At 67.6% G+C, this 24,962-nt stretch carries 23 protein-coding genes; 7 read left to right on the forward strand and 16 right to left on the reverse strand.

The features are described from left to right. Positions 1 to 60: 60 nt before the first annotated feature. Positions 61 to 528 (forward strand): MarR family winged helix-turn-helix transcriptional regulator, encoded by a 468-nt coding sequence (locus IB258_RS22640; RefSeq protein WP_192353241.1) that lies wholly within the window; start codon positions 61 to 63, stop codon positions 526 to 528. Then, complete coding sequence (locus IB258_RS22645) at positions 518 to 976, forward strand: hypothetical protein (RefSeq protein WP_166738438.1); 459 nt, start codon at positions 518 to 520, stop codon at positions 974 to 976. Before IB258_RS22640 ends, IB258_RS22645 begins: the two co-directional genes overlap by 11 nt. Before the next feature lie 47 nt (positions 977 to 1,023). Here IB258_RS22645 and IB258_RS22650 read toward each other — a convergent pair whose 3' ends face one another. Next, on the reverse strand, positions 1,024 to 1,887 hold the full coding sequence (locus IB258_RS22650) for a pirin family protein (RefSeq protein WP_119451825.1): 864 nt from the start codon (positions 1,885 to 1,887) through the stop codon (positions 1,024 to 1,026). 168 nt (positions 1,888 to 2,055) lie between these two features. Here IB258_RS22650 and IB258_RS22655 point away from each other — a divergent pair, with 168 nt between their 5' ends. The 4 genes from IB258_RS22655 (at position 2,056) to IB258_RS22670 (ending at position 7,800) form a co-directional block, all read left to right on the forward strand. Further along, positions 2,056 to 2,586, forward strand: a complete 531-nt coding sequence (locus tag IB258_RS22655) for a DNA-deoxyinosine glycosylase (RefSeq protein ID WP_156337486.1) — start codon at positions 2,056 to 2,058, stop codon at positions 2,584 to 2,586. Between the two features lie 127 nt (positions 2,587 to 2,713). Beyond that, positions 2,714 to 3,484 (forward strand): sulfate reduction electron transfer complex DsrMKJOP subunit DsrO, encoded by a 771-nt coding sequence (dsrO, locus tag IB258_RS22660; RefSeq protein WP_054459191.1) that lies wholly within the window; start codon positions 2,714 to 2,716, stop codon positions 3,482 to 3,484. A gap of 19 nt (positions 3,485 to 3,503) precedes the next feature. Further along, the gene (gene nrfD, locus IB258_RS22665) at positions 3,504 to 4,538 is read left to right on the forward strand and encodes an NrfD/PsrC family molybdoenzyme membrane anchor subunit (protein WP_192353242.1); all 1,035 of its coding nucleotides are present in this window, start codon (positions 3,504 to 3,506) and stop codon (positions 4,536 to 4,538) included. Between the two features lie 61 nt (positions 4,539 to 4,599). After that, complete coding sequence (locus IB258_RS22670) at positions 4,600 to 7,800, forward strand: tetrathionate reductase subunit A (protein WP_192353243.1); 3,201 nt, start codon at positions 4,600 to 4,602, stop codon at positions 7,798 to 7,800. A 27-nt stretch (positions 7,801 to 7,827) separates the two neighbouring features. On the opposite strand, the gene ccmI is transcribed toward IB258_RS22670, so the two are convergent. The 15 genes from ccmI to IB258_RS22745 form a co-directional block, all read right to left on the reverse strand. Beyond that, on the reverse strand, positions 7,828 to 9,144 hold the full coding sequence (gene ccmI / locus IB258_RS22675) for a c-type cytochrome biogenesis protein CcmI (protein WP_054459195.1): 1,317 nt from the start codon (positions 9,142 to 9,144) through the stop codon (positions 7,828 to 7,830). Next, positions 9,141 to 9,635: a cytochrome c-type biogenesis protein gene (locus tag IB258_RS22680; protein ID WP_175182198.1), complete on the reverse strand. Its 495-nt coding sequence runs from the start codon at positions 9,633 to 9,635 to the stop codon at positions 9,141 to 9,143. Before IB258_RS22680 ends, ccmI begins: the two co-directional genes overlap by 4 nt. After that, the gene (locus IB258_RS22685) at positions 9,632 to 10,153 is read right to left on the reverse strand and encodes a DsbE family thiol:disulfide interchange protein (RefSeq protein WP_054459197.1); all 522 of its coding nucleotides are present in this window, start codon (positions 10,151 to 10,153) and stop codon (positions 9,632 to 9,634) included. The genes IB258_RS22680 and IB258_RS22685 overlap by 4 nt, the downstream gene beginning before the upstream one ends. Then, on the reverse strand, positions 10,153 to 12,159 hold the full coding sequence (locus tag IB258_RS22690) for a heme lyase CcmF/NrfE family subunit (protein ID WP_192353244.1): 2,007 nt from the start codon (positions 12,157 to 12,159) through the stop codon (positions 10,153 to 10,155). Before IB258_RS22690 ends, IB258_RS22685 begins: the two co-directional genes overlap by 1 nt. Then, positions 12,156 to 12,611: a cytochrome c maturation protein CcmE gene (ccmE, locus tag IB258_RS22695; protein ID WP_054459201.1), complete on the reverse strand. Its 456-nt coding sequence runs from the start codon at positions 12,609 to 12,611 to the stop codon at positions 12,156 to 12,158. Before ccmE ends, IB258_RS22690 begins: the two co-directional genes overlap by 4 nt. After that, entirely contained in the window at positions 12,608 to 12,775 is a 168-nt protein-coding gene (ccmD, locus tag IB258_RS22700; RefSeq protein ID WP_054459202.1) for a heme exporter protein CcmD, read from the reverse strand. The genes ccmE and ccmD overlap by 4 nt, the downstream gene beginning before the upstream one ends. Beyond that, positions 12,772 to 13,560 (reverse strand): heme ABC transporter permease CcmC, encoded by a 789-nt coding sequence (gene ccmC / locus IB258_RS22705; protein WP_192353245.1) that lies wholly within the window; start codon positions 13,558 to 13,560, stop codon positions 12,772 to 12,774. Before ccmC ends, ccmD begins: the two co-directional genes overlap by 4 nt. Positions 13,561 to 13,567: 7 nt before the next feature. Further along, on the reverse strand, positions 13,568 to 14,233 hold the full coding sequence (ccmB, locus tag IB258_RS22710; protein ID WP_013393089.1) for a heme exporter protein CcmB: 666 nt from the start codon (positions 14,231 to 14,233) through the stop codon (positions 13,568 to 13,570). Further along, positions 14,199 to 14,873 (reverse strand): heme ABC exporter ATP-binding protein CcmA, encoded by a 675-nt coding sequence (gene ccmA, locus IB258_RS22715; RefSeq protein ID WP_192353246.1) that lies wholly within the window; start codon positions 14,871 to 14,873, stop codon positions 14,199 to 14,201. The genes ccmB and ccmA overlap by 35 nt, the downstream gene beginning before the upstream one ends. Beyond that, positions 14,860 to 15,498, reverse strand: coding sequence for a cytochrome c3 family protein (locus IB258_RS22720; RefSeq protein ID WP_054459208.1), 639 nt, complete (start codon positions 15,496 to 15,498; stop codon positions 14,860 to 14,862). The genes ccmA and IB258_RS22720 overlap by 14 nt, the downstream gene beginning before the upstream one ends. 16 nt (positions 15,499 to 15,514) lie before the next feature. Next, the gene (locus IB258_RS22725; RefSeq protein WP_054459211.1) at positions 15,515 to 15,991 is read right to left on the reverse strand and encodes a nitrate reductase cytochrome c-type subunit; all 477 of its coding nucleotides are present in this window, start codon (positions 15,989 to 15,991) and stop codon (positions 15,515 to 15,517) included. A 20-nt stretch (positions 15,992 to 16,011) separates the two neighbouring features. Beyond that, a complete protein-coding gene (gene napA / locus IB258_RS22730; RefSeq protein WP_192353247.1) occupies positions 16,012 to 18,507 on the reverse strand; it encodes a periplasmic nitrate reductase subunit alpha in 2,496 nt (831 codons plus the stop codon). After that, positions 18,491 to 18,808 carry a chaperone NapD gene (locus IB258_RS22735; RefSeq protein ID WP_054459214.1) on the reverse strand — a complete coding sequence of 106 codons (318 nt, stop codon included), beginning with the start codon at positions 18,806 to 18,808 and terminating at the stop codon, positions 18,491 to 18,493. The genes napA and IB258_RS22735 overlap by 17 nt, the downstream gene beginning before the upstream one ends. Before the next feature lie 23 nt (positions 18,809 to 18,831). Continuing rightward, positions 18,832 to 18,990, reverse strand: a complete 159-nt coding sequence (gene napE, locus IB258_RS22740; protein WP_013393095.1) for a periplasmic nitrate reductase, NapE protein — start codon at positions 18,988 to 18,990, stop codon at positions 18,832 to 18,834. Between the two features lie 127 nt (positions 18,991 to 19,117). After that, on the reverse strand, positions 19,118 to 20,026 hold the full coding sequence (locus IB258_RS22745) for a LysR family transcriptional regulator (RefSeq protein ID WP_192353265.1): 909 nt from the start codon (positions 20,024 to 20,026) through the stop codon (positions 19,118 to 19,120). 450 nt (positions 20,027 to 20,476) lie between these two features. Here IB258_RS22745 and IB258_RS22750 point away from each other — a divergent pair, with 450 nt between their 5' ends. Beyond that, positions 20,477 to 24,952, forward strand: coding sequence for a YadA-like family protein (locus tag IB258_RS22750; RefSeq protein ID WP_192353248.1), 4,476 nt, complete (start codon positions 20,477 to 20,479; stop codon positions 24,950 to 24,952). The last annotated feature ends 10 nt before the right edge of the window (positions 24,953 to 24,962 follow it).

Here is a 24,962-nt window from a genome sequence, read left to right on the forward strand (position 1 = left end):
ACAACCGGTTTCCAATATTGGAAACTGGTTGTCAATTAGGCAATGCACAGGAGGCCAGAAATGAATCCAACCAAGGAAGAACGGCTCACCGGGGTGATCCTGACCTTGTTCCAGTTGAACGGCGCGCTGCTTGACTGGGGCGACGCCTTCGTCGCGCCCGAGGCGCTGACGAGCGCCCGCTGGCAGATGCTGGGCGCCCTGGCGCTGGCGGGACAGCCTCTGAGCGCGCCGCAGGTCGCCGCCGCGATGGGCGTGACGCGCCAGGGCGCGCAGAAGCAGCTGAACCTGCTGTCCGAGGCGCAACTGGTGGAGGTCCGCCCCAATCCGCAGCACAAACGCTCGCCGCTGTACCAGCTGACCGATGGGGGGCGGCGCGTCTATGGCGCCATCGACGCGCGCTGGAAGGAGCGCGCGCGCCAACTGGCCGGCGGCTTCAGCGCCGCTGAACTGGAAACGGCGGGGATGGTGCTGGCGGGCCTGCTGGCCGCGCACGTTCCCGCGCCACCGGAGCAAGATCATGAAACATAGAATCCATGCCGCTGCCGCCCTGTTGACGCTGCTGTTTCTGGCGGCGTTTTGGATCTCGACAGTGGCGTCCGAACTGTTCCTGGCCGCATCCGCGGTGGCCCAGGTCAAGCTTGCCATCGCTTATGCGCTGTTGGGTTTCGTGCCCGTCATGATGCTGACCGCCGCCAGCGGCTTCCTGATGGGCGGCAAGGGCAGGCATCCGCTGCTGTTGGCCAAGCGTAGACGCATGCCCTTCATCGCGGCCAATGGTTTGCTGATTCTGGTTCCCGCGGCGGTGTTCCTGGCGCTGCGCGCGCAGGCGGGCTTGCTGGACGGGGTGTTCTACGGGGTGCAGGTCTTGGAGCTGGCGGCAGGCGCGGCCAACCTGGCGCTGATCGGACTGAACATCCGCGACGGCCTCAGGCTGGGCCGCTTGCGGCGGGGCGCGCAAGAACAGGGCCGGTCCTAGCGTCCCGCCCCGCTGCGCGGGACGAGAGGCCAGCCGGCCCTGTTGCCTCAGTGCATCTTGCCGTAGCGTCCGGCGTTGAAGTCCTGGATCGCTTCGACGATTTCCGCCTGCGTGTTCATCACGAAGGGGCCGTAGCCGACCACCGGCTCGTCGATGGGCTCGCCGCTCAACACCAGGAACACCGCGTCGTTGTTGGCTTCGACGGTGATGTCCTCGCCCTCCAGGGAGAACAGCGCCAGCTGCGCATCACGCGCCACGGTTTCCCCGTTGACCAGCACCGTGCCGCGCAGAACGACCAGCATGCTGTTGCGGCCTTCGGCGACGGGGAAGGTCGCCGACTTGCCGGCGGCCAGCCTCACGTCCCACACGTCCATCGGCGTGAAGGTGCGCGCCGGTCCCGCGTGACCCGCGTAGTTGCCCGCGATCACGCGCAGCTTGCCCGCACCGTCCGGCAGGTCCACCGTCGGGATGTCCGCGTCGAGGATGCCCTGGTAGCCGGCCGGCGCCATCTTGTCCTTGGCGGGCAGGTTGACCCAGAGCTGCACCATTTCCAGCTCGCCGCCCTTGCGGGTGAAGGCGTGGGAATGGAACTCTTCATGCAGGATGCCGGAGGCCGCCGTCATCCATTGCACGTCGCCGGGACCGATGACGCCGCCGTTGCCGGTGGAATCGCGGTGCTCGACTTCGCCGCTGTAGACGATGGTCACGGTTTCAAAGCCGCGGTGCGGATGCTGCCCGACGCCGCGCGGATGTTCGGCCGGCTCGAACTGCGCCGGGCCGGCGTAGTCCAGCAGCAGGAACGGGCTGGTGTTCTTGCCTTTGTCGTTGTAGGAGAACATGGAGCGCACCGGGAAGCCGTCGCCCACCCAGTGGGGACGGGGGCTGGCATGCAATCCGAGGATCTTCTTCATGGTCGTATTTCCTGTTGCGCGGCCCCAGCGGGGCCGTCCGTCATGATTAATAAGATAAGGGCGCCACCTCTTCGGCGGTAGTCCCTGGCATTGATAAGCACTGTTCCATGGATCGGACAGTGGAGGCGGAACTCGCGGCTGGCGTATCCTTTGGGCATGGAAGACGGCATGCGCACGGCCCAGGCGGGCGGCAATAACGATCAGGTCCAGGGCTTCGCCCCGGTGGCGGGGGCTGGCGCGCGCGTGCTGGTGCTGGGTTCGATGCCCGGCGTGGCATCGCTCAGGCAGGGCCGTTATTACGCCCATCCGCGCAACGCCTTCTGGCCCATCGCGGCCAGCGTCTTCGGCTTCGATCCCGGCCTGGACTATGCACAGCGCCTGCTGGCCCTGCAGGCTGCCGGCATCGCCTTGTGGGACGTGCTGCAGGCCTGTGAACGTCCCGGCAGCCTGGACGCCGATATCCGTGGCGACACCCTGGTCGCCAATGACTTCGCCACCTTCCTTGAACGCCACCCTGGCATCGTCCGGGTCTGCTTCAACGGCGCCAAGGCCGCGGCGATGTACCGCCGCCACGTGCTGCCGGGGCTGGCCGTGCCGTTGGAATACATGGACTTGCCGTCGACCAGCCCGGCGCATGCGGCGGCCTCGTTCGAGCACAAGCTGGCCGCCTGGGGCCGGGCGCTCAAGGTCGATGATTGACGGGTTGGGTTGCGGACCGGCTCCGGGTTTACGCTTATCCGTCCCCGGTTTGATCCTTATCAAGTCTCTATATAACTCCAAGTGATAAGTTAATTCCCGTAACAGAATTAACGCTTGGAGAAGCACTATGAGTACCCCCGCCAGCCCCCCGGAACCGCCACTCCCGGGTAAACGTGGCTTCCTGAAGGGCTTATTGGGGTTGGGGGCCGCGGCCACCGTCATTCCCATCCGCGCCGAGGCCACCGGCATCAACGGCCAGCCGCCGCGCCGTCCGGGCATGCCGGGCAAGCGCTACGGAATGGTGGTCGACATGCGCAAGTGCATCGGTTGCCAGTCCTGTACGGTCAGCTGCTCCATGGAGAACCTGCCTCCCATCGGGCAGTTCCGCACCACCGTCCTGCAATACGAAGTCCTGCCCGACGCCGGCGGCCCCGCCTCCATGGTGATGCTGCCGCGCCTCTGCAACCATTGCGACAACCCGCCTTGCGTGCCCGTCTGTCCGGTGCAGGCCACCTTCCAGCGTGAAGACGGCATCGTGCTGGTCGATAACGAGCGCTGCGTGGGCTGCGCCTATTGCGTGCAGGCCTGTCCCTACGACGCCCGCTTCATCAACCACGAAACGCAGACCGCCGACAAATGCACGTTCTGCGAGCACCGTCTGGAAGCCGGGCTGCTGCCGGCCTGCGTGGAGAGCTGCGTGGGCGGCGCGCGCGTCATCGGCGACATGAATGATCCCGACAGCGCCATTTCCAAGCTGCTGGTCGAGCACAAGCAGGACATCAAGGTGCTCAAGCCCGAAATGAAGACCGATCCCCACGTCTATTACATCGGCCTGCCCGATGCGTTCGTCCACCAGGTCGACGGCCAGGCCGGCGTGCGGCTGGCTGGCGGTCATTGAGCCATCGAAGGGGATGACCATGCAGATCTCTGAATTGTTGACCCCGGTCTACGACGCCGCCTGGCTGCCGTGGGCCGTGCAGTACTTCTTCCTCATCGGCATCAGCGCCACCACTGCGCTGACCGCCGCTTTCGCGGCCTTTGGCAGCGCGGGTTCGCCCGCCCGCCGGTTGCTGCCCGCGGCCGTGACGGTGCTGCTGGTCAGCGCCATCGCCGCACCCGTGTCGCTGTTGGCGGACCTGCACCAGCCGGGCCGCTTCTGGCACTTCTACGCGCATTTCACGCCCTGGTCCTGGATGTGGCTGGGCGCCTTGCTGCTGCCGGTGTTCGTGACCTTGGCGCTGCTGTTCTGCGCCGCCTGGTGGTGGGGCCGCATCGGCTGGGTGCGCGCGCTGGGCATGGCGCTGGCGGTGTCGGCGCTGTCGATCCTGGTCTATACCGGCGCCGAGGTCATGGTGCTGCGTTCGCGGCCGCTGTGGCACACGGTGTTCCTGCCGGTGAACTTTGCGCTGACCGCCTGGCTGGGCGCGCTGGGAGCCATGTTCCTGGTGGGCCGCTGGCTGCGGGGCGGCACGCAGGCCATGCCGGTGGAACTGTTGCGCAGCCTGAGCGTGACGGCGGTGGTGATGATGGCGCTGGGCGCCGGCGCCTGGGCGCTGCTGGGCCTCTTGGGCATGGACCCTTCGTTCGACGCCGCGCTGCGCCTGTTCGCCGAGTTCCCGATCTGGCGCGTCAGCCTGGCGGGCGCGGTGGCGACCGGCTTCTGCATGATCGCGCTGTTGCAACGCCCGGCGCGCACGCTGGCCGCGCCGCTGCCTTCAGCGGCGCTGGCATTGACCATGTTGGCGGCTGCTTGGATCTTCCGCTGGGTGGTCTTCATGAGCGTGCAGGGCGTGCCGAAGTACGGCGCCGGCCTCTACCTGTACGACATGCCCTGGGGCAGCGATGGGTTGCTGGGCATGGTGGGCGTGCTGGGCCTGTGCGTGGCGCTGATCGCCGCCGTGACCTACGCCCTGGAACTGTTTCCGGCGCGCACGCGGGGCGTGGCGGCCTGAGCGCCGCCGCCCGGGCCTGTGTGTGCACAGGCCCTAGACGAAAGAACATGGAATGAAAGCAATGGACAAGCAACACGAAGACGACAAGCGCGACGCCCCGCCGGACGAGGCCGCCAATCAGCCGCGCGACGAGGCGCGGCGCAAGCTGATGGTGCGCGGCGGCGTGGTCGCCGGCGGCATGGCGGCGTTCGCGGCGGGCTACGGCGAGACCGTGGTCCGGGCCGTGAAGGGCCTGGCGCAAGGCACGGCGGGCGTGCCCACGGCGCATGCCGTGCGCGGCAATTCACTGACGCCGGAATTCCGCATCGATCCCTTGACCGGCGTGCTCAGCGCCCAGCCGGGCCAGACGGTCAGCCCCTCCAGCTGCCTGGGCTGCTGGACCCAGTGCGGCGTGCGCCTGCGCGTGGACACGAAGGAAAACCGCATCCTGCGCGTGGCCGGCAACCCCTACCATCCGCTGGCCACGACCCGACCGGCCGCGATGGAAGCGCCGGTGCGCGACGTCTATGCGCAACTGGGCGGCGACAACGGCCTGGAAGGACGCGCCACGTCCTGCGCGCGCGGCTCGGCCATGCTGGAGCAGATGAACAGCCCGTTCCGCGTGCTGCAGCCGCTCAAGCGCGTGGGCAAGCGCGGCGAGGGCAAGTGGCAGACCATCTCGTTCGAACAGCTGGTTCAGGAAGTCTGCGAAGGCGGCGATCTGTTTGGCGAAGGCCAGGTGGACGGCCTGCGCGCCATCTTTGACCGCGAAACGCCGCTGGATCCGCAGAATCCCGAGTATGGCGCCAAGGTCAACCAGTTCCTGTTCACCGACGCGTCCAACGAAGGCCGTACGCCGCTGATCCAGCGCTTTGCCGGGCAATCGTTCGGCACGGTGAATTTCAGCAACCACGGTTCCTATTGCGGCCAGAGCTTCCGCGTGGGCGCGGGGGCGGCGCTGGGCGATCTGAAGGGCATGCCCCACGGCAAGCCGGATTGGGACAACGCGCGCTTCGGCCTGTTCATCGGCGCGGCGCCGGCGCAGGCCGGCAACCCGTTCCAGCGCCAGGCCCGCCAGTTGGCCGAGGCCCGCGTGCGGCCGGAAGAGACTGGCTTTACGTACGTGGTCGTGTCGCCGATGCTGCCTGCCTCGTCCAGCCTGTCGGCGGGATCGGGCAATGAATGGGTGCCGGTCAATCCGGCCGGCGACCTGGGTCTGGCCATGGGCCTGATCCGCTGGATCCTGGACAACGAACGTTACGATGCCCGCGCGCTGGCGCAGCCCGGCCCTGCGGCCATGAAGGCCGCGGGCGAGGCGGCCTGGACCAACGCCACCCATCTGGTGGTGGCGGAACCTGGTCATCCCCGCCTGGGCAGTTTCCTGCGCGGCGCCGACCTGGGCTGGCCGCGTCCGGCCGATGCCGGCGAGAAGTGGGAAGACGTGTACGTCGTGCGCCTGGAAGACGGCACGCTGGCGCCGCACACCGCGGTCGCGCCCGCCACGCTGTTCGTGGACGACGCGGTCGCCGCGCCCGGCATGGATGGCGCGCCAGAAGCGCTGCGCGTGCGCAGTTCGCTGTCGCTGCTGCGCGAGGAAGCGCGCCGCAAGACGCTGGACGAATACGCGGAACTGAGCGGCGTGCCGGCCGCCAAGATCGCGTCGCTGGCCGAGCGTTTCACCAGCTACGGCAAGCGCGCCGTGGCCGATGCGCACGGTGGCACCATGAGCGGCTCGGGCTTCTATACGGCCTATGCCATCGCCATGCTGAACACGCTGGTGGGCAACCTCAACGTGGAAGGCGGCCTGGTGCTGGACGCGGGTCCGTTCCCGCCCTATGGGCAGGGGCCGCGCTACAACATCGCGGGCTTTGCCAACCGCGCCACGCCCAAGGGCGTGGGCCTGTCGCGCAACCGCTTCCCGTACGAGAAGTCCAGCGAGTTCAAGCGCAAAAAGGCCGCCGGCCAATCGGCCTATCCGGCCGCGGCGCCCTGGTATCCGGCCACCGGCGGGCTCAGCTCGGAAATGCTGGCGTCCGCGCTGGCGGGCTATCCGTACCATGCCAAGGTCTGGTTCAACCACATGAGCAACCCGATCTACGGCATCGCCGGCCTGAAGAACGTCATCATCGACAAGATGAAGGATCCGCGCCTCTTGCCGCTGTCGGTATCGATCAATCCCTTCATCAACGAGACCAACGCGCTGGCCGACTACATCGTGCCGGATACGGTGACCTACGAAAGCTGGGGCGTCTCCGCGCCCTGGGCGGACGTGGTGGCCAAGGCGTCCACCGTGCGCTGGCCGGCCGTGCAGCCGCGCGTGGCGCGTACCGCCACGGATGAGCCGGTCTGCCTGGAAACCTTCCTGATCGCTTGCGCCAAGCGGCTGGGCATGCCGGGCTTCGGCGCGGGCGCCATCTCCGACAAGGACGGCGCCAAGTACGCGCTGGACACGCCGGAGGACTTCTTCCTGCGCGGCATCGCCAACATTGCCTTCGCGGCCGGCAAGCCCGTGCCCGAGGCCAGCGACGACGACATGGCGCTCACCGGCGTGGACCGCTATGGCGCGCTATTGCAGCAGAAGCTCAAACCGGGCGAATGGCGTCAGGTGGCCATGGTGATGAGCCGCGGTGGGCGCTTCGACAAAGTGCAGGATGCCTGGGTGGAAGAGGGCGGAACGCGGCAGACGCGCATGGCCTATGCCAAGCCGCTGCAGGTCTGGAGCGAGGAACTGGCGGGCTTTCGCCATTCCATGACGGGCGAGCGCTACAGCGGCTGTCCGACCTGGTACCCGACGCGGCTGGCCGACGGCAGCGACATGCGCGCGCAATACACGCGGCAGGACTGGCCCTTCCTGCTCAGCTCGTTCAAGTCCAACCTGATGAGCTCCATGTCCATCGGCGTGAACCGCTTGCGCCAGGTGCATCCGCACAACCCGGTATCGATCAACCGGCAGGACGGCGAACGCCTGGGCATCCGTAACGGCGATGCGGTGCGCATCGTGACGCCAGGCGGCGCGGTGACCGGGCTGGCGCTGCTGCGCGACGGCATCCAGCCGGGCGCGGTGGGGATCGAGCACGGCTACGGCCACACTGAGTTGGGCGCCCGCGCGCACGTGGTGGATGGCAAGCCCATGGCGCACGATCCGGCGCTGGCCGCGGGCGTGAACCTGAACGACCTGGGATTCGGCGACGCCACGCGCGGCGAGCACGCCAACGTCTGGATCGATTGGGTGTCCGGCGCGGCGGTGCGCCAGGGGCTGCCGGCGCGGATCGAGCGGGTCTGAGGACGCAGGCGGCCGGTATCGTGCGCCTCAGGGCACGACGGTATCGGCCACTAGCGTCAGTCCATCCGCATGGATGCCGACGCCGGATAGCGCGCCGCCCAGGTCGCCCGGCCGCGCGGCTGCGGTGCCGGACCTGCTGACGCGGATCTCCACGCGCACCTTGCTGGCGCGCGACAAGGTCGCGTCCGGCGACATGGCGCTGCTGTCGTCCAGCACGAAATCCCGCGGCAGGTCCGAGACCTGCATGCGCAGGATTGCCAGCGGCATGCGCGACCCTTCCTCGGGACGCGCAAGGATGAACACGGTGTCGGAGGGCTGGACCCGCCCGCGCAGCGCGTCGGCGATGCTGGCGCGTCCGCTGATGCGGGCGGCGGTCGCGGAGGGCGCGGGCGCTGCGCCGGCGGACGCAGGAGCCGATGCCGAGACAGGGGCGGATCCGGGGGGCGAAGCCGCGGATGCCGCGGTCGATGCGCCGGCAGTTGTACTGGCAGGCGCGGCCGCCATGGCGCGCGCCTGCGCGATGTTGGACTGGATCTGCCGCGCGGCTTCCGAGTCCGGCGGCAACTGGGCCTGCAACCGTTCCCAATGCGCCAGCGCCTCGGCGGCGTCGCCGCGGCGCAACGCCATCATGCCGGCCAGGGCCAGGGCCTTGGGCTGGTCCGGTTGTGCGGCGAGGGCTTGCGCCACTGCCGCGATGGAGGCTTCGTCGGGGTTGCCCTGGTTGGCCGACAGCAGCGCGTCGGCCAGGTCGGCCAGTACCGCGGGCTGGCCCGGGACCAGGCGCAGCACCTGCTGGTAGGCCGCCACTGCATCGACATAGCGTCCCAGGGTTTCATACGAACGCGCCAGCATGTACCAGCCGTCGGCGTCATCGGGCGCAGTCCGCAGCCGCTGGGCCAGCGTATTGATGGCCAGCGTCATGTCGGTGCCGGTATCGGCCGCGTGGGGTTCGGCGGGCTGGCCCGCGCTGGCGCTGGCCGCCGCTCGCGGGTTGCCCAATTGGCCGTACAGCAGCACGGCCGCCACCGGGATCAGCACGGTCAGCAGGCAGGCGGCGGTGATGCCCGCGCGCTGCCCGGCCCAGGGCGCGCTGCGCCCGCGCCGCAAGTCCAGATCCTGCAGCAGGTCGCGCTGCAGCTCTTCTTCCGCACGCATGCCGGCGGCGGCAGTGAGGCTGCCGTTGTCCATGTCGCGGCGCAACTGCTCGCGCTGCGCCAGATAGAACGCGCGCACATTGGCCTCGGATTCGGGTTGCGCGGCGGGCGCGCGCCGCAGCAAGGGCGGGACCAGGCAGAGCAGGGTCGCCAGCAGCAGGAGCACCACGATGATCCAGAGTGTGGTCATGAGCCGGTATCCAGGAAGCGCGCCGCGCGCGCGCGTTCGTCGGCGGTCAGGGGGGCGCGCGCGCCGGCGCGGCGCTTCAAGGTGCGTACCAGCACCACGAAGCCCAGCGCCAGCAGGGCGAAGGGTCCCAGCCACAGCAGCCAGGTGATGGGTTTGAAGGGCGGGTCGTAGCGCACGAAGTCGCCATAGCGGTCTTCGAAGAACTGCATGATCTGCGTGTCGCTGCGGCCTTCCGCCAATTGATCGCGGATCAGCTTGCGCATGTCCTGGGCCAATGGCGCGTTCGACTCGGCCAGGGTCTGGTTCTGGCACACCAGGCAGCGCAGTCCATGGGCCAGCTTGTCGGCGCGTTGTTCCAGGACAGGCGGCAAGGGCTGCGCGGCGCCGGCGTGGACTTGCGCGCGCGCGGCGGCGGCCAAGGCCAGCGCCAGCAGCAGGGCGCGGAGGGCGGCCCGCAACAGGCTGCAAGACAGGGCAGCGGGCCGCTTCATCGCAGCGCCTCGATGGCGGGCTGGATGCGGTCGCGCCAGATCTCGGGCGTGATCAGGCCCAGCTGCTTGTAGCGGATGCGGCCGTCGCGGTCGATCACGAAGGTCTCGGGCACGCCGTACACGCCATATTCGATGCCGACGCGGCCGTCGATGTCGCTGGCGGATGCGATGTAGGGATTGCCGTTGCGCGCCAGCCAGGCTTCGGCTTCTTCCGGCTTGTCCTTGTAGTTCAAGCCGTACAGCGGAATACCGTGGCGCCGGGCGGCTTCGCGCAGCACCGGCAGTTCGTCCTTGCATGGCCCGCACCAGGATGCCCACACATTCAGCAGCCAGACCTGGCCGCGCAGCGATTGCACCTCCAGCTTTTTGCCGGGATCCAGCAGCACGGGCAGGCCGATGGCGGGGGCGGGCTTGTCGATCATGGCCGAGGGAACCGCCCGCGGATCGCGCGACAGGCCCATCGCCAGGAACACGGCCATGGCCAGGAAGGCGGCCAGCGGCACCAGGTAACGCAGCATCAGGCTCCCTCCCGCGTGGGTCGCGCGGCGCCGGGCATGGCCGATTGCGGCACGCGCGCAGGTTCCTGGGCGCGGCGGTAGCGCTTGTCGCCGGCCGCCAACAGACCACCCAGCGCCATCAGGATGCAGCCTGTCCAGATCCAGGTCATGAAGGGCTTGACCTGCAGGCGCACCGTCCAGGCCTTGTCGCCCACCGGTTCGCCCAGCGCCACGAACAGGTCGCGGGTGAAGCCGCTGTCGATGTCGGCCTGGCTCAGCGCCATGTCCTGCACCGTGTAGAGGCGCTTTTCCGGATACAGCGTCAGCACCGGCTTGCCGTCCCGGGTCACCGGGAATACGGCGCGCTGCGCGCTGTAGTTCGGCCCGGCAGCCGGGGCAATGCTGGCGAAGGTGAAGGCGTAGCCGCCCGCTTCCTGGGTGGAGCCGAGCTCCATCCGCAGCTCCTGCTTGACTTCATAGCCGTTGGCCAGGGTGACCCCGGCAATGAAGATGCCTACACCCGCGTGCGCCAGCAGCATGCCGTACCAGGAACGCGGCTGGCGGCCCAGCCGACGCAGCCATTGGCCGTCGCCGTCCGTCAGCCGCTGCCAGGCGTGCGCCGCGGCGCTGGCGACCGACCAGGCGGCCAGCCACAGCCCCAGCATCACCATGGGCGACCCCAGCCGCGCCGGGCCCGGCATGGCCAGCGGCAGCAGGACCGCGGTCGCGACGCTGACTGCGAAGGCCACGCGCAGGCGGCGGCCCAGGTCGGGCAGCTCTGCCTGCTTCCAGCGCGCCACCGGACCGACGCCCATCAGGAAAATGGCCGGCGTCATCAGCGGCACGAACACGGCTTCGAAATAGGGCGGACCGATGGAGATCTTGCCCCACTCCAGCACGTCCAGCACGACCGGATACAGCGTGCCCAGCAGCACCGAGCCCGCCGCCACCGTCAGCACCACATTGTTGGACAGCAGCAGGGATTCGCGCGACAGCAGCGAGAATCCGCCGCCCAGGCCTACCGTGGGGGCGCGCCAGGCATAGAGCGCCAGCGATCCACCCACGATCACCAGCATGAATCCCAGTATGTACAGGCCGCGTCCGGGATCCACGGCGAAGGCATGGACGGAGGTCAGCACGCCCGAGCGCACCAGGAACGTCCCCAGGATGCTGAGCGAAAACGTGCAGATCGCCAGCAGCACGGTCCAGCTGCGGAAAGCGCCGCGCCTCTCGGTCACGATGAGGGAATGGATCAGCGCGGTGCCCGCCAGCCAGGGCATGAAGGAGGCATTTTCCACGGGATCCCAGAACCACCATCCGCCCCAGCCCAACACGTAATAGGCCCAGGCGCTGCCCAGGAGTATGCCTATGGTCAGGAAGGTCCAGGCCGCCAGCGTCCAGGGGCGCACCCAGCGCGCCCACATGGCGTCCAGTTCGCCCGACAGCAGCGCCGCGATGGCGAAGGCGAAGGCCACGGAGAAACCGACGTAACCCATGTACAGCATGGGCGGATGCACGATCATTCCCGGATCCTGCAACAGCGGATTCAGGTCGCGTCCGGCCATGGCGGGCGGCATCAGGCGCTCGAAGGGGTTGGACAGGAACAGCAGGAACAGCAGAAAGCCCACGCTGATCCAGCCCATCACCGCCAGCACACGGCCGACGAAGGGCAGGGGCAGGCGGCGGCTGCACAGCGCCACGGCCAGGGTCCAGGCGGTCAGGAGGTACAGCCACAACAGCAGCGATCCTTCATGTCCGCCCCACACCGCCGCGAAGCGATAGGCGGCGGGCAGGTCCGCATGCGAATTCGCGGCCACGTACAGCACGGAAAAATCGTTGTCCACGAACGCCCAGGCCAGGCAGCCTATGGCCACGGTGGTCAGGCCGAACTGGCCGATGGCGGCGGGCCGCGCCACCCTCAGCCCCGCCTGCCAGCCGGTGGCTGCGCCCACCAGCGGCAGCACGCCTTGCGCCAGCGCCACCAGCAGCGCCAGGATCAGGCTGAACAGGCCGATCTCGGGAATCATTGCGCCTCCGCGCGCATGGCGTTGGGCCCGGCGCCCGCGCGCTTGAGCGCATCGGCGGCCTCGGGCGGCATGTAGTTCTCGTCGTGCTTGGCCAGCACCTCGGTGGCGCGGAACACGCCGTCCGGCCCCAGCTTGCCGGCCACCACCACGCCCTTACCCTCGCGGAACAGGTCGGGCAGCAGTCCCTGGTAGGTCACCGGTACGGTGTGCGCGGTGTCCGTCACCACGAAGCGCAGCGTCAGCCCGTCGGCCTCGCGGCGCAGCGACCCTTGCTCCACCAGGCCGCCGACGCGGAAGCTGCCGCTGGCGGGCGCTTCCTTGGCCACCACCTGCGTGGGGCTGAAGAAAAACACCAAGTTGGATTGCAGGGCATTGAGCACCAGCGCGGCGGCCGCGGCCAGAAGGCCCAGGCCGCCCAGGATGGCCAGCGCGCGGCGCTTGCGCGGGCTCATCGCGCCGTCCCGTCAGCGCGGGCGGTATTCTGCGCCGCGCGCCGGGCGCGGCTACGGCGCCATAACACCAACGCTTCCAGGCCGATCAGCGCCAGCGTCACGCCGTACGCGCCCAGCAGATAGGGGCTGTGGCCTTGCAGCGAGAACAGCGCTTGCCAGCTCATGCCGCCTCCCGCCGCGTCCGGTCCGCACGGACCGCACCCGGCTCGCGCTCGGCAATGATGCCGCGCACGCGCGCCAGCGCGGCCGCTGCGCTATAGAGCCAGAACGCCGCCACCATCAGCAGCATCGCGGTCACCATGATATGGGCCATGCTGGGCGCGGTGGTGAGATTGATCGATGCGCCCTGATGCAGCGTGCTCCACCAGCGCACCGAAAAATAGATGATGGGCACGTTGATCACGCCCGCCAGCACCAGGATGGCGCCGCCGCGGTCGGCGCGCTGCGCGTCGTCGGCAGCGGCTGCCTGCAAGGCCATGAAACCCAGGTACAGGAACAGCAGTATCAGTTCGGAGGTGAGCCGCGCGTCCCATACCCACCAGGCGCCCCAGGTCGGCTTGCCCCACAGCGCGCCGGTCCACAGGGTCAGGAAGGTGAACAGCGCGCCGGTGGGAGCCAGCGCCCGCATCATCATGAACGACAGGCGGGTATTGAAGATCAGTCCCAGCGTGGCGTACAGCGCCATGACCAGGTACAGGAACATCGATATCCAGGCCGCCCCGACATGGATGAAGAGGATGCGGTAGACCTCGCCCTGCTGGCTGTCGGTGGGGGCGACGGCCAGCCCCACATACAGGCCTGCGGCCGCGAACAGCGCGGCGCCCAGCGCCAGCCACGGAATCATGCGGCCGGCCAGCGGATAGAAGGCAGCGGGCGAGGCGTAGCGCAGCCAGCCCGCGCCGGCTGCCGCGGCGGGCGGATACGCATTCAGGGCAGGATGCTTGTGCATGGCGTCCTCAGTCCAGCGCCACGCGCAGCGCCGCCGAGGCGCTCCAGGGGCATAACAGGATGGCCAGGCACAGGCATGCGCCCAGCAATGACAATTGCGGTCCGGCGCCCATGCCGGCGTGCGAGGCCGACACCGCGCCAGCGCCGAAGATCAGCACCGGCACATACAGCGGCAGCACCAGCAGCGGCAGCAGGGCGCCGCCGCGCAGGCCCAGCGTCAGCGCCGCGCCCAGCCCGCCGACCAGCGCCAGCGTCGGCGTGCCCAGCAGCAGCGACAGGACCAGGATGCCGATGGCCTGCGGCGACAGGCCGAATTGCAGGGCCAGCACCGGGCTGGCCAGGATCAGAGGCAGGCAGCTGCTGAACCAGTGCGCCGCCAGTTTGGCGCCCACCAGCAGCGGCAGCGGATGCGGCGACACCAGCAGCTGTTCCAGCGCGCCGTTGTCGTAGTCCTGGGCGAAAGGCCGGTTCAGCGTCAGCAGGATGCCGAGCAGGGCGCAGACCCACAGCACGCCCGGCCCGATGGCCAGCAGCAGCGCGGGGTCGGGACCGACCGCCAGGGGGAACAGCGTGCCGGCCACGATGAAAAACAGGGTGGCGCCCAGCGTGTCCGCGGGCCGTCTCCAGGCCAGGCGGATTTCACGCAATGCCAACTGCGACAGCGTAGCCAGCATCCGCGTAGTCATCCATGTCCAGGGTTTGAGTATGCGCGGCGGCGGTGCCAGGTTCGCGGTGCGAGGCGAGCACGGCGGCGCCGCCAGCCGCGAGGTGGGCTTCCAGCGCCAGGCGCAATTGCTCCAGGCTGGCCGTGTCCAGCCCGGCGTCGGGTTCATCCAGCAGCCACAGGGGCTTGGCGCCGAGCACGACCGCCGCCAGCGCCAGCCGCCGGCCCTGTCCCTGGGACAGGCGCAGGGCGGGCATGTCGGCGCAGGATTCCAGGCGCCATGCGCGCAAGGTGTCCGATAAACGAGTTTCTGCCTGCGGCGTGCCGGCGACGTGCAGGGCGTAACGCAGGTTCTCGGCGGCGCTCAGTTCGCCGCACAGGCCGTTGCCATGCCCCAGGTAGGCCATGCAGGCACGGTAGCCGGCGGGGTCGTGGCGTGCGTCGCCGCCGCGCCACAGCACGCTGCCGGCCAGCGGGCGCAGCAAGCCCGCGAGCATGCGCAGAAGACTGGTCTTGCCGCTGCCGTTGGCGCCGCGCACATGCAGCAGTTGGCCGCCATGCAGCTCGAAATCCATGGGCGCGGAATAGCCGCGGCGGCTGGTCAGGCCGCGCGCGCAAAGCATGGGCGGCGGCGCATCAGCGGGCCGCATGCGCCACTTCCTTGCCCGGGCCCGTGGGCTCGGGCGCCATGGAGGTCGGGCCCGGTCCCATGTTCGGCAGTTTGTGGGCGATGCCCTTGTGGCAATCGATGCAGGTCTTGCTCTTGTCCGCCAGATAGGTGGAGTGCATGTTCTGCGCGCGCGGACTCTGGCGCGTGAAGTCCATGTACTCGTAATTGTGGCAGTTGCGGCATTCCAGCGAATCGTTGGCCTTGAAGCGCGCCCATTCGTGCTGGGCCAGCTCCAGGCGCTTCTCCACGAACTTTTCGCGCGTGTCGATGGTGCCGAAGATCTTGCCCCAGACTTCCTTGGACGCCTGCATCTTGCGCGCGATCTTGTCGGTCCAGTTGTGCGGCACGTGGCAGTCCGAGCACAGCGCGCGCACGCCGGAGCGGTTGGTGAAGTGGATGGTGCCTTTCAGCTCGGCGTACACGTTGTCGCGCATTTCGTGGCAGCCGGTGCAGAACTTCTCGGTGTTGGTGAGTTCCATGGCGGTGTTGAAGGCGCCCCAGAACAGGATGCCGCCGATGAAACCGCCGACCGTCAGGAAGCCCAGGCTGAAATGCACGCTGGGCCGTCGGATGATGTTCCAGTAGCGCTTGATGAGTCCGAGCATGGCTGCCTCCGGTCGCTTACTTCTTGGCGGGCGCCGGGGCGGACAGGCGCTTGAGGATCACATCGATGTCCTGATAAGTATTGGACACCAGAGGCTTGGCCTCGGTCTGCGGCACGTGGCACTGCACACAGAAGTAGCGGCGCGGCGAGACTTCCGCCAGCACGTTGCTGTCGCGGTCCATGTAGTGGGTCACGCTCAGGGGCGGGGCCTGGGTTTCCTCGGTGTTCACGCGGGCGTGACAGGCCAGGCAGCGATTGAAGTCCTTGTCGACCTGGTAGCCGTCGATCTTGTGCGGAATGGTGGGCGGCTGCATGGAATACGTGCGCATGCGGCGGATGTCCTTGTTTTCCACCGGACTGATGAGCGGCGGGTCGGTTTCCTGCGCGACCGGGGTGGGGCCGCGCATGGGGTCTTCGACCTCCAGCGGCGGCGCCGCCCAGGCGGCCGAACCAAGGATGACGCATGTCGCGAGAGTAAGGGCGCGTAGGTTCATGGCTGTCTCCGGTTCGCCTTTCAGACCTTGACGATCTTGACCGCGCACTTCTTGAAGTCGGTCTGGAACGAGATCGGATCGGTGGCGTCCAGCGTGACCTTGTTGATCAACTGGCCAGCGTCGAACCAGGGCACGAACACCAGGCCGCGCGGCGGCTTGTCGCGCCCGCGGGTTTCCAGGCGCGTGCGCATCTTGCCGCGCCGCGACACGACCTCCACCTCGACGCCGCGCCGCAGGCCCATTTCCTGGGCGTCATCGGGGTGCATGAAACAGACCGCGTTGGGGAAGGCCCGGTACAGCTCCGGCACCCGCCGCGTCATCGAGCCCGAATGCCAGTGTTCCAGGACGCGTCCGGTGGACAGCCAGAACGGGTATTCCTTGTCCGGCGATTCCGCGGGCGGTTCATAGGGCAGGGCGTAGATCACGGCGCGGCCGTCGGCGTTGCCGTAGAACTCGAAACCGGCTCCTGGTTTGACGTAGGGGTCGCTGCCTTCTCGGTAGCGCCACAGCGTTTCCTTGCCCTTGACCACGGGCCAGCGCAGGCCGCGCACTTCATGGTAGGTATCGAACGGCGCCAGGTCGTGGCCATGGCCGCGGCCAAATTCGGCGTATTCCTCGAACAGCCCCTTCTGCGCATAGAAGCCGAAAGCCTCGGCTTCCTGGTTGGCGTAGTCCTTGTCGCGCTCGGTGTTGGGATAGCGGTTGACCTTGCCGTTGGCGAACAGCACGTCGAACAGCGTCTTGCCGCGGTATTCGGGCTTCTTGGCCAGCAGATCCGCGGGCCAGACGTCCTCGACCTTGAAGCGCTTGGAAAACTCCATCAGTTGCCACAGGTCCGAGCGCGCCTCGCCCGGCGCGTTGACCAGCTGGTGCCAGAACTGGGTGCGGCGTTCCGCGTTGCCGTAGGCGCCTTCCTTTTCGACCCACATGGCTGCCGGCAGGATCAGGTCGGCCGAAATAGTGGTGACGGTGGGGTAGGCGTCCGATACCACGATGAAGTTGTCGGGGTTGCGGTAGCCGGGCAGGCCTTCATTCATCAGGTTGGCCGCGGCCTGCATGTTGTTGTTGACCATCACCCAATAGGCGTTGATCTTGCCGTCCTTGAGCATGCGGTTCTGCAGGACCGCATGCGCACCCACCTTGCTGGGGATCGTGCCGTCGGGCAGCTGCCAGATTTCCTCGGCGTGCGCGCGGTGCTTGGGATTGGTCACCACCAGGTCGGCCGGCAGGCGGTGCGAGAAGGTACCCACCTCGCGGGCGGTGCCACAGGCCGAGGGCTGGCCGGTCAACGAGAACGGGCTGTTGCCCGGCGTGGAGATCTTGCCGGTCAGCAGATGGATGTTGTAGACCATGTTATTGGCCCATACGCCGCGGGTGTGCTGGTTGAAACCCATGGTCCAGAAGGATGTGACGCGCACCTTCGGGTCGGCATAGAGTTCGGCCAGCTCTTCCAGCTGCTTCTTGGGCAGGCCGCTCAGCTTGGCGGTGTAGTCCAGGTCGTACTTGGCAACGAACTTGGCGAAATCGTCGAACGTGATGGGCTTGGAGCCGCCGGCGTCGCCCGCGTTCTTGGCGGCCTTCTGCAGCGGATGATCGGGCCGCAGGCCGTAGCCGATGTCGGCATTGCCTTCGCGGAAAGTCGTGTGCTTGTCCACGAAATCCCGGTTCACGCGCTTGGTCTGGATGATGTGGTTGGCGATGTAGTTCAGGATCGCCAGGTCCGTCTGCGGCGTGAAGGTCAGCGCGATGTCGGCCAGCTCGTAGGAACGGTGCTCGAAGGTGGACAGCACGACGACCTTGGTCTTGGGCGCGGACAGTCGGCGATCGGTCACGCGGGTCCACAGGATCGGGTGCATCTCCGCCATGTTGGAGCCCCACAGTACGAAGGCATCGGCGTTCTCGATGTCGTCGTAACAGCCCATGGGCTCGTCAGCGCCGAAGGTGCGCATGAAGCCCACCGCGGCCGAGGCCATGCAGTGGCGCGCGTTCGGGTCCAGGTTGTTGCTGCGAAAGCCCGCCTTCATCAGCTTGAGCGCGGCATACCCTTCCCAGACGGTCCATTGGCCCGAGCCGAACATGCCCACGGCCTCGGGACCCTTGTCCTTCAGTACGCGCTTGAACTGCTCGGCCATGACGTCGAAGGCCTGGTCCCAGGACACTGGGGCAAATTCACCGTCCTTGGCGTACTTGCCGTCCTTCATGCGCAAGAGCGGCGTGGTCAGCCGGTCGTTGCCGTACATGATCTTGGACAGGAAATAACCTTTGACGCAGTTCAGGCCCTTGTTCACCTCGGCGTTGAAATCGCCGTGCGTGGCCACGACCTGGTTGTCCTTCACGGCGACGTTCACGCCGCAGCCGGTCCCGCAGAACCTACAGGGCGCCTTGGACCACTTGAGCTTGGCGGCCTCGGATTCGGTGACGATGTTCTGCGTGTAGCCGACGATGGGTATGCCAGCCACAGTCGAGGCCGCGGCCGCGGCAGATTGCTTGATGAAGTCTCTACGAGCCATTGCCATCGTCAATCTCCTCGTTCATCGCGTCCAGCGAGTCGGCGTGCTGGTAGACCAGCGCCGAAGCCAGCACGCCATCCAGGCGCTGGATCTCTGAGATCCGGGCCATCATGTCGTCGGTGGAGGGGGCTTCCAGGGTGACCACCAGCTTTCCGGTGTCGGAAGCGCCATGGATTTCCGCTCCGGCAATTGCAAGAATCGCCTGGCGGACGTCGGGCAAGCGGCGCGGCGCGGCGTGCACCACCATGCTGGCGATGTGCAGCTCTGGCGGCGCCGCAGGCGGCGCGGAGTGGGGGAGCGCGGACATGGGAGGGGTTCCGTCGCGTCGCATCAGCTACCGGGAGGGCCGGCAATCAGCTGATAGAACCAGACGAGGAAACCGTAGCCTGCCACGATGATGACCGACAGGACGGGGGCCATGACAGCCGTCAGGAACAGGAAACTTCGTAGTTCCTGAGGCTTGGTGTAGCCATCGGACTCGTTTTGCACACAGCACCTCACTACGACAGTTGGGGCATTGCGTTTAACGTGCGGATACCGAAGTTTTTAGCAGATGGCTTTGAAGGGCGTCAATGTTGCACCACGGCGTAACAATGTGCTGGGACCGATGGGCGGTTCAAGCAGCTGGCGGGAGCAGCGCTGGAATGTCCCGCTTCAACAGGTCCAGGACCGCCCGCACGCGCTGCGGCATCGGACGCAGGGGCGGAATCAGCGCATTGAGCGGAAGCGGCGGAACGCGATAGCCGTCCAGCAGTTCGACGAGGCGTCCTTGCGCCAGTGCCTTGGCGCACGCGGGATGCTGCAGGATGCCGATGCCGCCGCCGGAGAGGATCAGATCGTACATGGGACGCCAGTGGCTGACCGTCATGGCGGTCTTGATGCGCGTCTGGACCACCGGCCCGTTTTCGCGCGAGAGCGGCACCTGGTCGTTCGCGAAAATGGCCTTCAAACGAATGAACGGATGGAAGGCCAAGTCCGCCGGCGTTTCTATGGGGCCGCGAGCCGCAAGGTAACAAGGCGCCGCGACCAGCTTGCGGGCCACCCAGCCAAGCGGGAAAGCTATATAGCCTCCGTTTTCATTGAGGCGGCCCAGGCGCAGCGAAATGTCGAGGCCCTCGGTGACCGGGTCGGCGATGGTGTCGTTCAGCATGAGATCCACGTGCAGATCGGGGTGTGCCGTGCGCACGTTCATCAGGGCCTTGGGAACCACGATCTCGCCCAGGCACTGCGGCGCGGCGAGTCTCAGGCTTCCTTGTATCTTGGTGTTACTTAACGATACGGAATTTATTGTCAATTCCGCCGCGTCCAGCAGCTGCTTGCCCTGTTCGTAGAACGTCCGGCCTTCAGCCGTGCAGCTCAGCTTGCGCGAACTGCGCACCAAGAGGCGGGCGCTTAGGAAACGCTCCAGCTTGTCGATGCGTTCGCTCACGGATGGTTGGCTCATGTCGAGATCGCGCGCCGCGCCCGAGATGGTTCCGCGTTCCACCACGCGGAGAAAAATGCGTATCGCTGCCAACAAATCCACGGAACGCTCCTCATGAAACCAATGCCCCGATTCTGAGACGGATGAGCGGTCCATTTGTTTAGTGGGTGGAATGGCGGAAATGTTGGTTTCCGCTGTTACCTACCTGCGGCCAGCCGGCATAGGAAGGCTGCGCCGATACGTCCCATAGGCCCAAGTGCAATGTGCGATTGCAATTGCGCGCCGTAGTCTTGGCCTCAATGCATCACCCGATGCAGTCGCTGCGGGACTCCTCCGCCGGCAAGCGAGGCGTCCCGCGTTGGTCCTGGCGCATTTCCTTTTCCATCTCCATCAATAGATCGACCGCTTGCGTGGCGCAGTTGGCGAGAGCCCGGCCGCTTGCATAGCGGGTGGCGTTAGTCGCCGCAGCGTGTTCCGGGTGCCGTTTGAGTCACACGTAATGGCTGCGTAGACGAGAACTTCCCTAGAGTTTTTGAACTGGAGCATCCATTCATGAACAAGATACTCAGGAACGTTTGGATCGATGCGGACGAAGACGCGGCGGGAGGCCGGCAGTCCATTCGGAAGCGCCTGAAGCTGAACATGCGGCTGGATATCGCAGCGGGGCTTGCGATACTTGCCGGTCTGGCGGGTACGGGTCCGCAGGTTCATGCATCAACGTACAACCCGAATGGTTGCGCCTCTCCCAAGGCGACGGGACCCGACGGCGTAGCCTATCCTGCGGGCAAGACTCCGAGCGATGGATCCGGCCTGTGGTCCAACGTTATCGGATGCGATGCTGATGGCGGCGGCTACACCGGCGTGCAGGTCCTGGGCTTTCAAGCGACGGCGACGGGCAACGCCGCGACCGCCCTGGGGTTTGCGGCTACGGCGGCAATTCGGAGCACCGCTGTAGGCATGCAGGCCGGAGCCCTTGCCCTGGGTTCGACCGCTCTTGGTCAATGGGCGCGTGCCACGGCCGTCGGCAGCGTCGCGATCGGCGGCAATAATTCGTCCAATTCGGCGGCGGCGGGTGCGCAGGCATCGGGGCTCAACGCCGTTGCGGTCGCAGGAGAATCGCGTGCCATGGGGGCGGATTCCGTTGCGATAGGCACGCGTGCGCAGGCACGGCGCGATGGCGATGTGGCCCTGGGCATTGGCAGCGTGGCTGATGGCGCAACAGGAAACTTCTCCGCGGTGGCTATCGGTCGCGGCAGCTCGGCGATCGGTGAAAACTCGGTGGCGTTGGGCAATGCCAATCGGGCCTCGGGACCAGGCGCCGTCGCGCTGGGCAATAGCTCGGCGGCTGCGGGCGCCGCGGCGTTGGCCGTAGGCAACGATGCCAACGCGCTGGCGGCGCGGAGCATGGCGTTGGGGTTCGATTCGGTCGCAACCAACTCGGACGACGTCGCGCTGGGGGCGGGCTCCGCGACTGCTGCCGCCGTCGGCACGTCTGGCGCCGCGATCGCGGGGCGGTCCTATTCGTTCGCCGGGTCGGCGCCCGCCAGCACGGTCAGCGTGGGCAGCACGGGTGCGGAGCGCTCCATCACGAACGTTGCGGCGGGGCGGCTTGGCGCCCTTAGCACGGATGCCGTCAACGGTTCGCAGCTCAATGCGACGAATCAGGCGGTGAATGCCCTGGGCGACCGGGCGGTGACGTATGACGGCAACGAAGGTGATCCCAAGAGCCTGATCACGCTGGCGGGATCGGCATCCACGGACGGCGGCATGACGGGCGGCACCAGGCTCACCAACCTGGCGCGCGGGGCCGTGTCGGCCACCAGCACCGATGCGGTGAACGGTGCGCAACTGCATGACACGAACCAGGAGGTGCAGCGCGTGGGCGACAGGGTGACGACCATGGGCGATACGGTGACCAGCATGGGCAACACCGTCACGACCCTGGGCGATACCGTGACGAATCTCGGCGATACGGTCACGGCCATCGGCGGTACGGTCACGACCTTGGGCGATACGCTCACCAGCCTCGGCGGCTCGCTGGCGAATCTCACCGGGGACACGAGCGCGACATACACCGACGCCAACGGCCTGGGCATCCGCTATGCACGGACCAACGAGCGCGGGTTGACGCCCAGCGATGCCTACGCGCAGAACGCCGGCAGTACGGCGCTGGGCTACAACGCGCGAGCCACGGCCGACAACGCGCTGGCGCTGGGCCGCGAGGCCCAGGCAAGCCACGCCGGTAGCGTGGCGTTGGGCGCGAACGCGGTCGCCAATGGCGCGACGCTGGGCGCGGCGGCGTACCGCTCAGGTACGGCGGCGGTGGCGGGCGCTGCGCCAGTCGGCGAAGTGAGCATAGGCTCGGCGGGCGCGGAACGCCGCCTCAGCCACCTGGCCGCGGGCGCGTCCGACACGGATGCGGTGAACGTAAGCCAGCTCAAGTCCGTGGCCGAGAACGTGGGCAGCCTGGGCGACCGGGCGGTGACCTATGACGGCAACGCGGGCGATCCCAAGAGCCTGGTCACGCTGGCGGGATCGGCATCCACGGACGGCGGCATGACGGGCGGCACCAGGCTCACCAACCTCGCGCGCGGGGCCGTGACGGCCACCAGCACCGATGCGGTGAACGGTGCGCAACTGCATGAGACGAACCAGGACGTACAGCGCGTGGGCGACAGGCTGACGGGCATGGGCGATACCTTGACGACCATGGGCGACACGTACACACACCTGACGGGGAACCCTAGCCTGATCAGCAAGGCCGACAATGGGCTGGGCTTGCGTTATGCGCGGACCAACGAGTTGGGGCTGGCGGAAGATGATGCCTACGCGCAGGGCGTGGGCAGCACGGCGCTGGGCTACAACGCGCGGACGTCGGCCGGCGACGCGCTGGCGTTGGGACGCGATGCCCAGGCGAGCCAGGAAGGGAGCGTGGCGCTGGGTTCAGGCTCCGTGTCCGCCCGGGCGCTGACGCCGACCTCGGGCAGCCTTGCGGTCGGCAGCGGTGGCGCCCTGGTGCCGTTCAACACGGCGGATCTCACCTTGCTGGGAGCGGTATCCGTGGGTCGCGATGGCGCGTACCGCCAGATTACCAACGTGGCGGACGGGACTGAGGAGCATGATGCGGTGACTTTGCGCCAACTGACCGGCGCGATCGGCTCCTTGACGACCACTGGGACCCAGTACGTCCATGTCAACTCGACGACTTCCGATTCGCTGGCGGTAGGGCTTGAGTCGATCGCGGTCGGCCCGCAGGCCGTGGTCAATGGGGACCGCGGCCTGGGGATCGGGGATCGGGCGGTAGTGGATCAGGGTGCGCCCGGCGGCATCGCCCTGGGACAGCAGGCGCGTACCACGTCGGCGGATAGCATTGCGGCGGGAACGCAGGCCCTGGCTGATGCCGTCCAGGGGGTGGCCCTGGGCGCGGGCAGCCAGGTTGTCGCGGGCGGTGGCGTAGCGCTGGGTGCGAGATCGGTCGCCAAGACGGTGGCCGGGGCTGCAGGGTATGTGCCCCTGGGCGCCAATGGCGCGTCCGTGAACGCCACGCGCAGCACCTTGGCCGCGTTGTCTGTGGGTGACGCCGATGCCGGCATGTATCGGCAGATCAACGGGGTGGCTGCGGGTACTGTGGATTCCGACGCCGTGAACGTCAGCCAGTTGAAGGCGCTGGCCTCGAATGTGAGCGGGCTCGACGCGGGAGGGGTGAAATACGACCTCAATGCGGACGGCACCAGCAACTACGGCATGGTGACCTTTAATCCCGGCGGGGCGGCCACCGTGCTGAGGAATGTGGCGCGGGGCGCGCTGTCGGCGGACAGCACGGATGCGGTCAATGGTTCGCAGTTGTTCGAGACCAACCAGTACGTGAAGGCTATAGGCGATACGGTTGACAACTTCACCAAGGGCGGCGCCGGAATCAAGTACTTCCATGCCAACGGCGGGGCGTCGGCGGCGCTGCCGGATTCACAGGCCAATGGTCCAGGCAGTATCGCGGTCGGACCGGGCGCGGCCGCCAATGGGGTGAACTCGGTGGCCTTGGGCAACGGCGCGGTCGCAGGGAAGGATGGCGACGTGGCGTTGGGCGGGGGCGCCGTGGCGGACCGGGGAGCGCAGAGCTATGCCGGCAAGTATTCGGAGGCGCAAAACAAGTCGGCCGGCACGGTGTCGGTGGGCTCGTCGGGCGCGGAACGCACGCTCAGCAATCTGGCCGACGGCCGCGAGGCCACGGACGCCGTGAATCTGCGGCAGCTGGACGGCGCGCTCAAGCAGGCCAACGACTATACCGACAAACGCTTGCAGGACGTGGCAGGCAATGTGCTCCAGGTCGGGGACCAACTCACCGCGCTGGACGAACGCATGACCGGCATCGAAGGCGATGTGACGAACATCGGCAATGGCGCCGCGGGCATGTTCCAGACCAGCCAGGAAGTAAAGGCGGCCAAGCCGCCCAAGGCCAGCGGCGGCAACTCGGCGGCGGGCGGCGCGGGCGCCGTGGCCTCGGGTAAGAACAGCACCGCGATCGGCAATGGCGCGCAGGCGTCCGGCGCGGGAGCCACGGCGTTGGGCAACGGCAGCAAGGCGTCGGGCAGTAATGCCGTGGCGCTGGGCGCGGGGTCTGTCGCCGACCGCGACGACACGGTTTCGGTCGGCGCGGCCGGAGCCGAACGCCAGATCACGAACGTGGCCCGCGGCGCTGCGGGAACCGACGCGGTGAACGTGAGCCAGTTGCGAGAAGTAGAAAGCGGCCTGAGCAACCAGGTGGCGGGCTTGCGCAAGAACGTGCAAGGGCTGGACAACCGGTTGAGCGCCGGCGTGGCTTCCGCCATGGCGATGTCGGCGCTGCCGCAGGCCTATCTGCCCGGCAGGAGCATGTTCAGCATGGGCGGCGGTACGTGGCGCGGTGAAAGCGGCTTCGCCATGGGGCTGTCCACGGTGTCCGACAGCGGAAGATGGGTGGTGAAGGGCCTGGCCAGCAGCAGTTCGCGCGGCGACTACGGCGCTAGCGTGGGAGTGGGATATCAATGGTGAGTACATGTGG

The organism is Achromobacter sp. ACM02 (genome assembly GCF_014851605.1).
GTDB classification, from domain to species: Bacteria; Pseudomonadota; Gammaproteobacteria; order Burkholderiales; family Burkholderiaceae_B; genus Achromobacter; species Achromobacter aegrifaciens.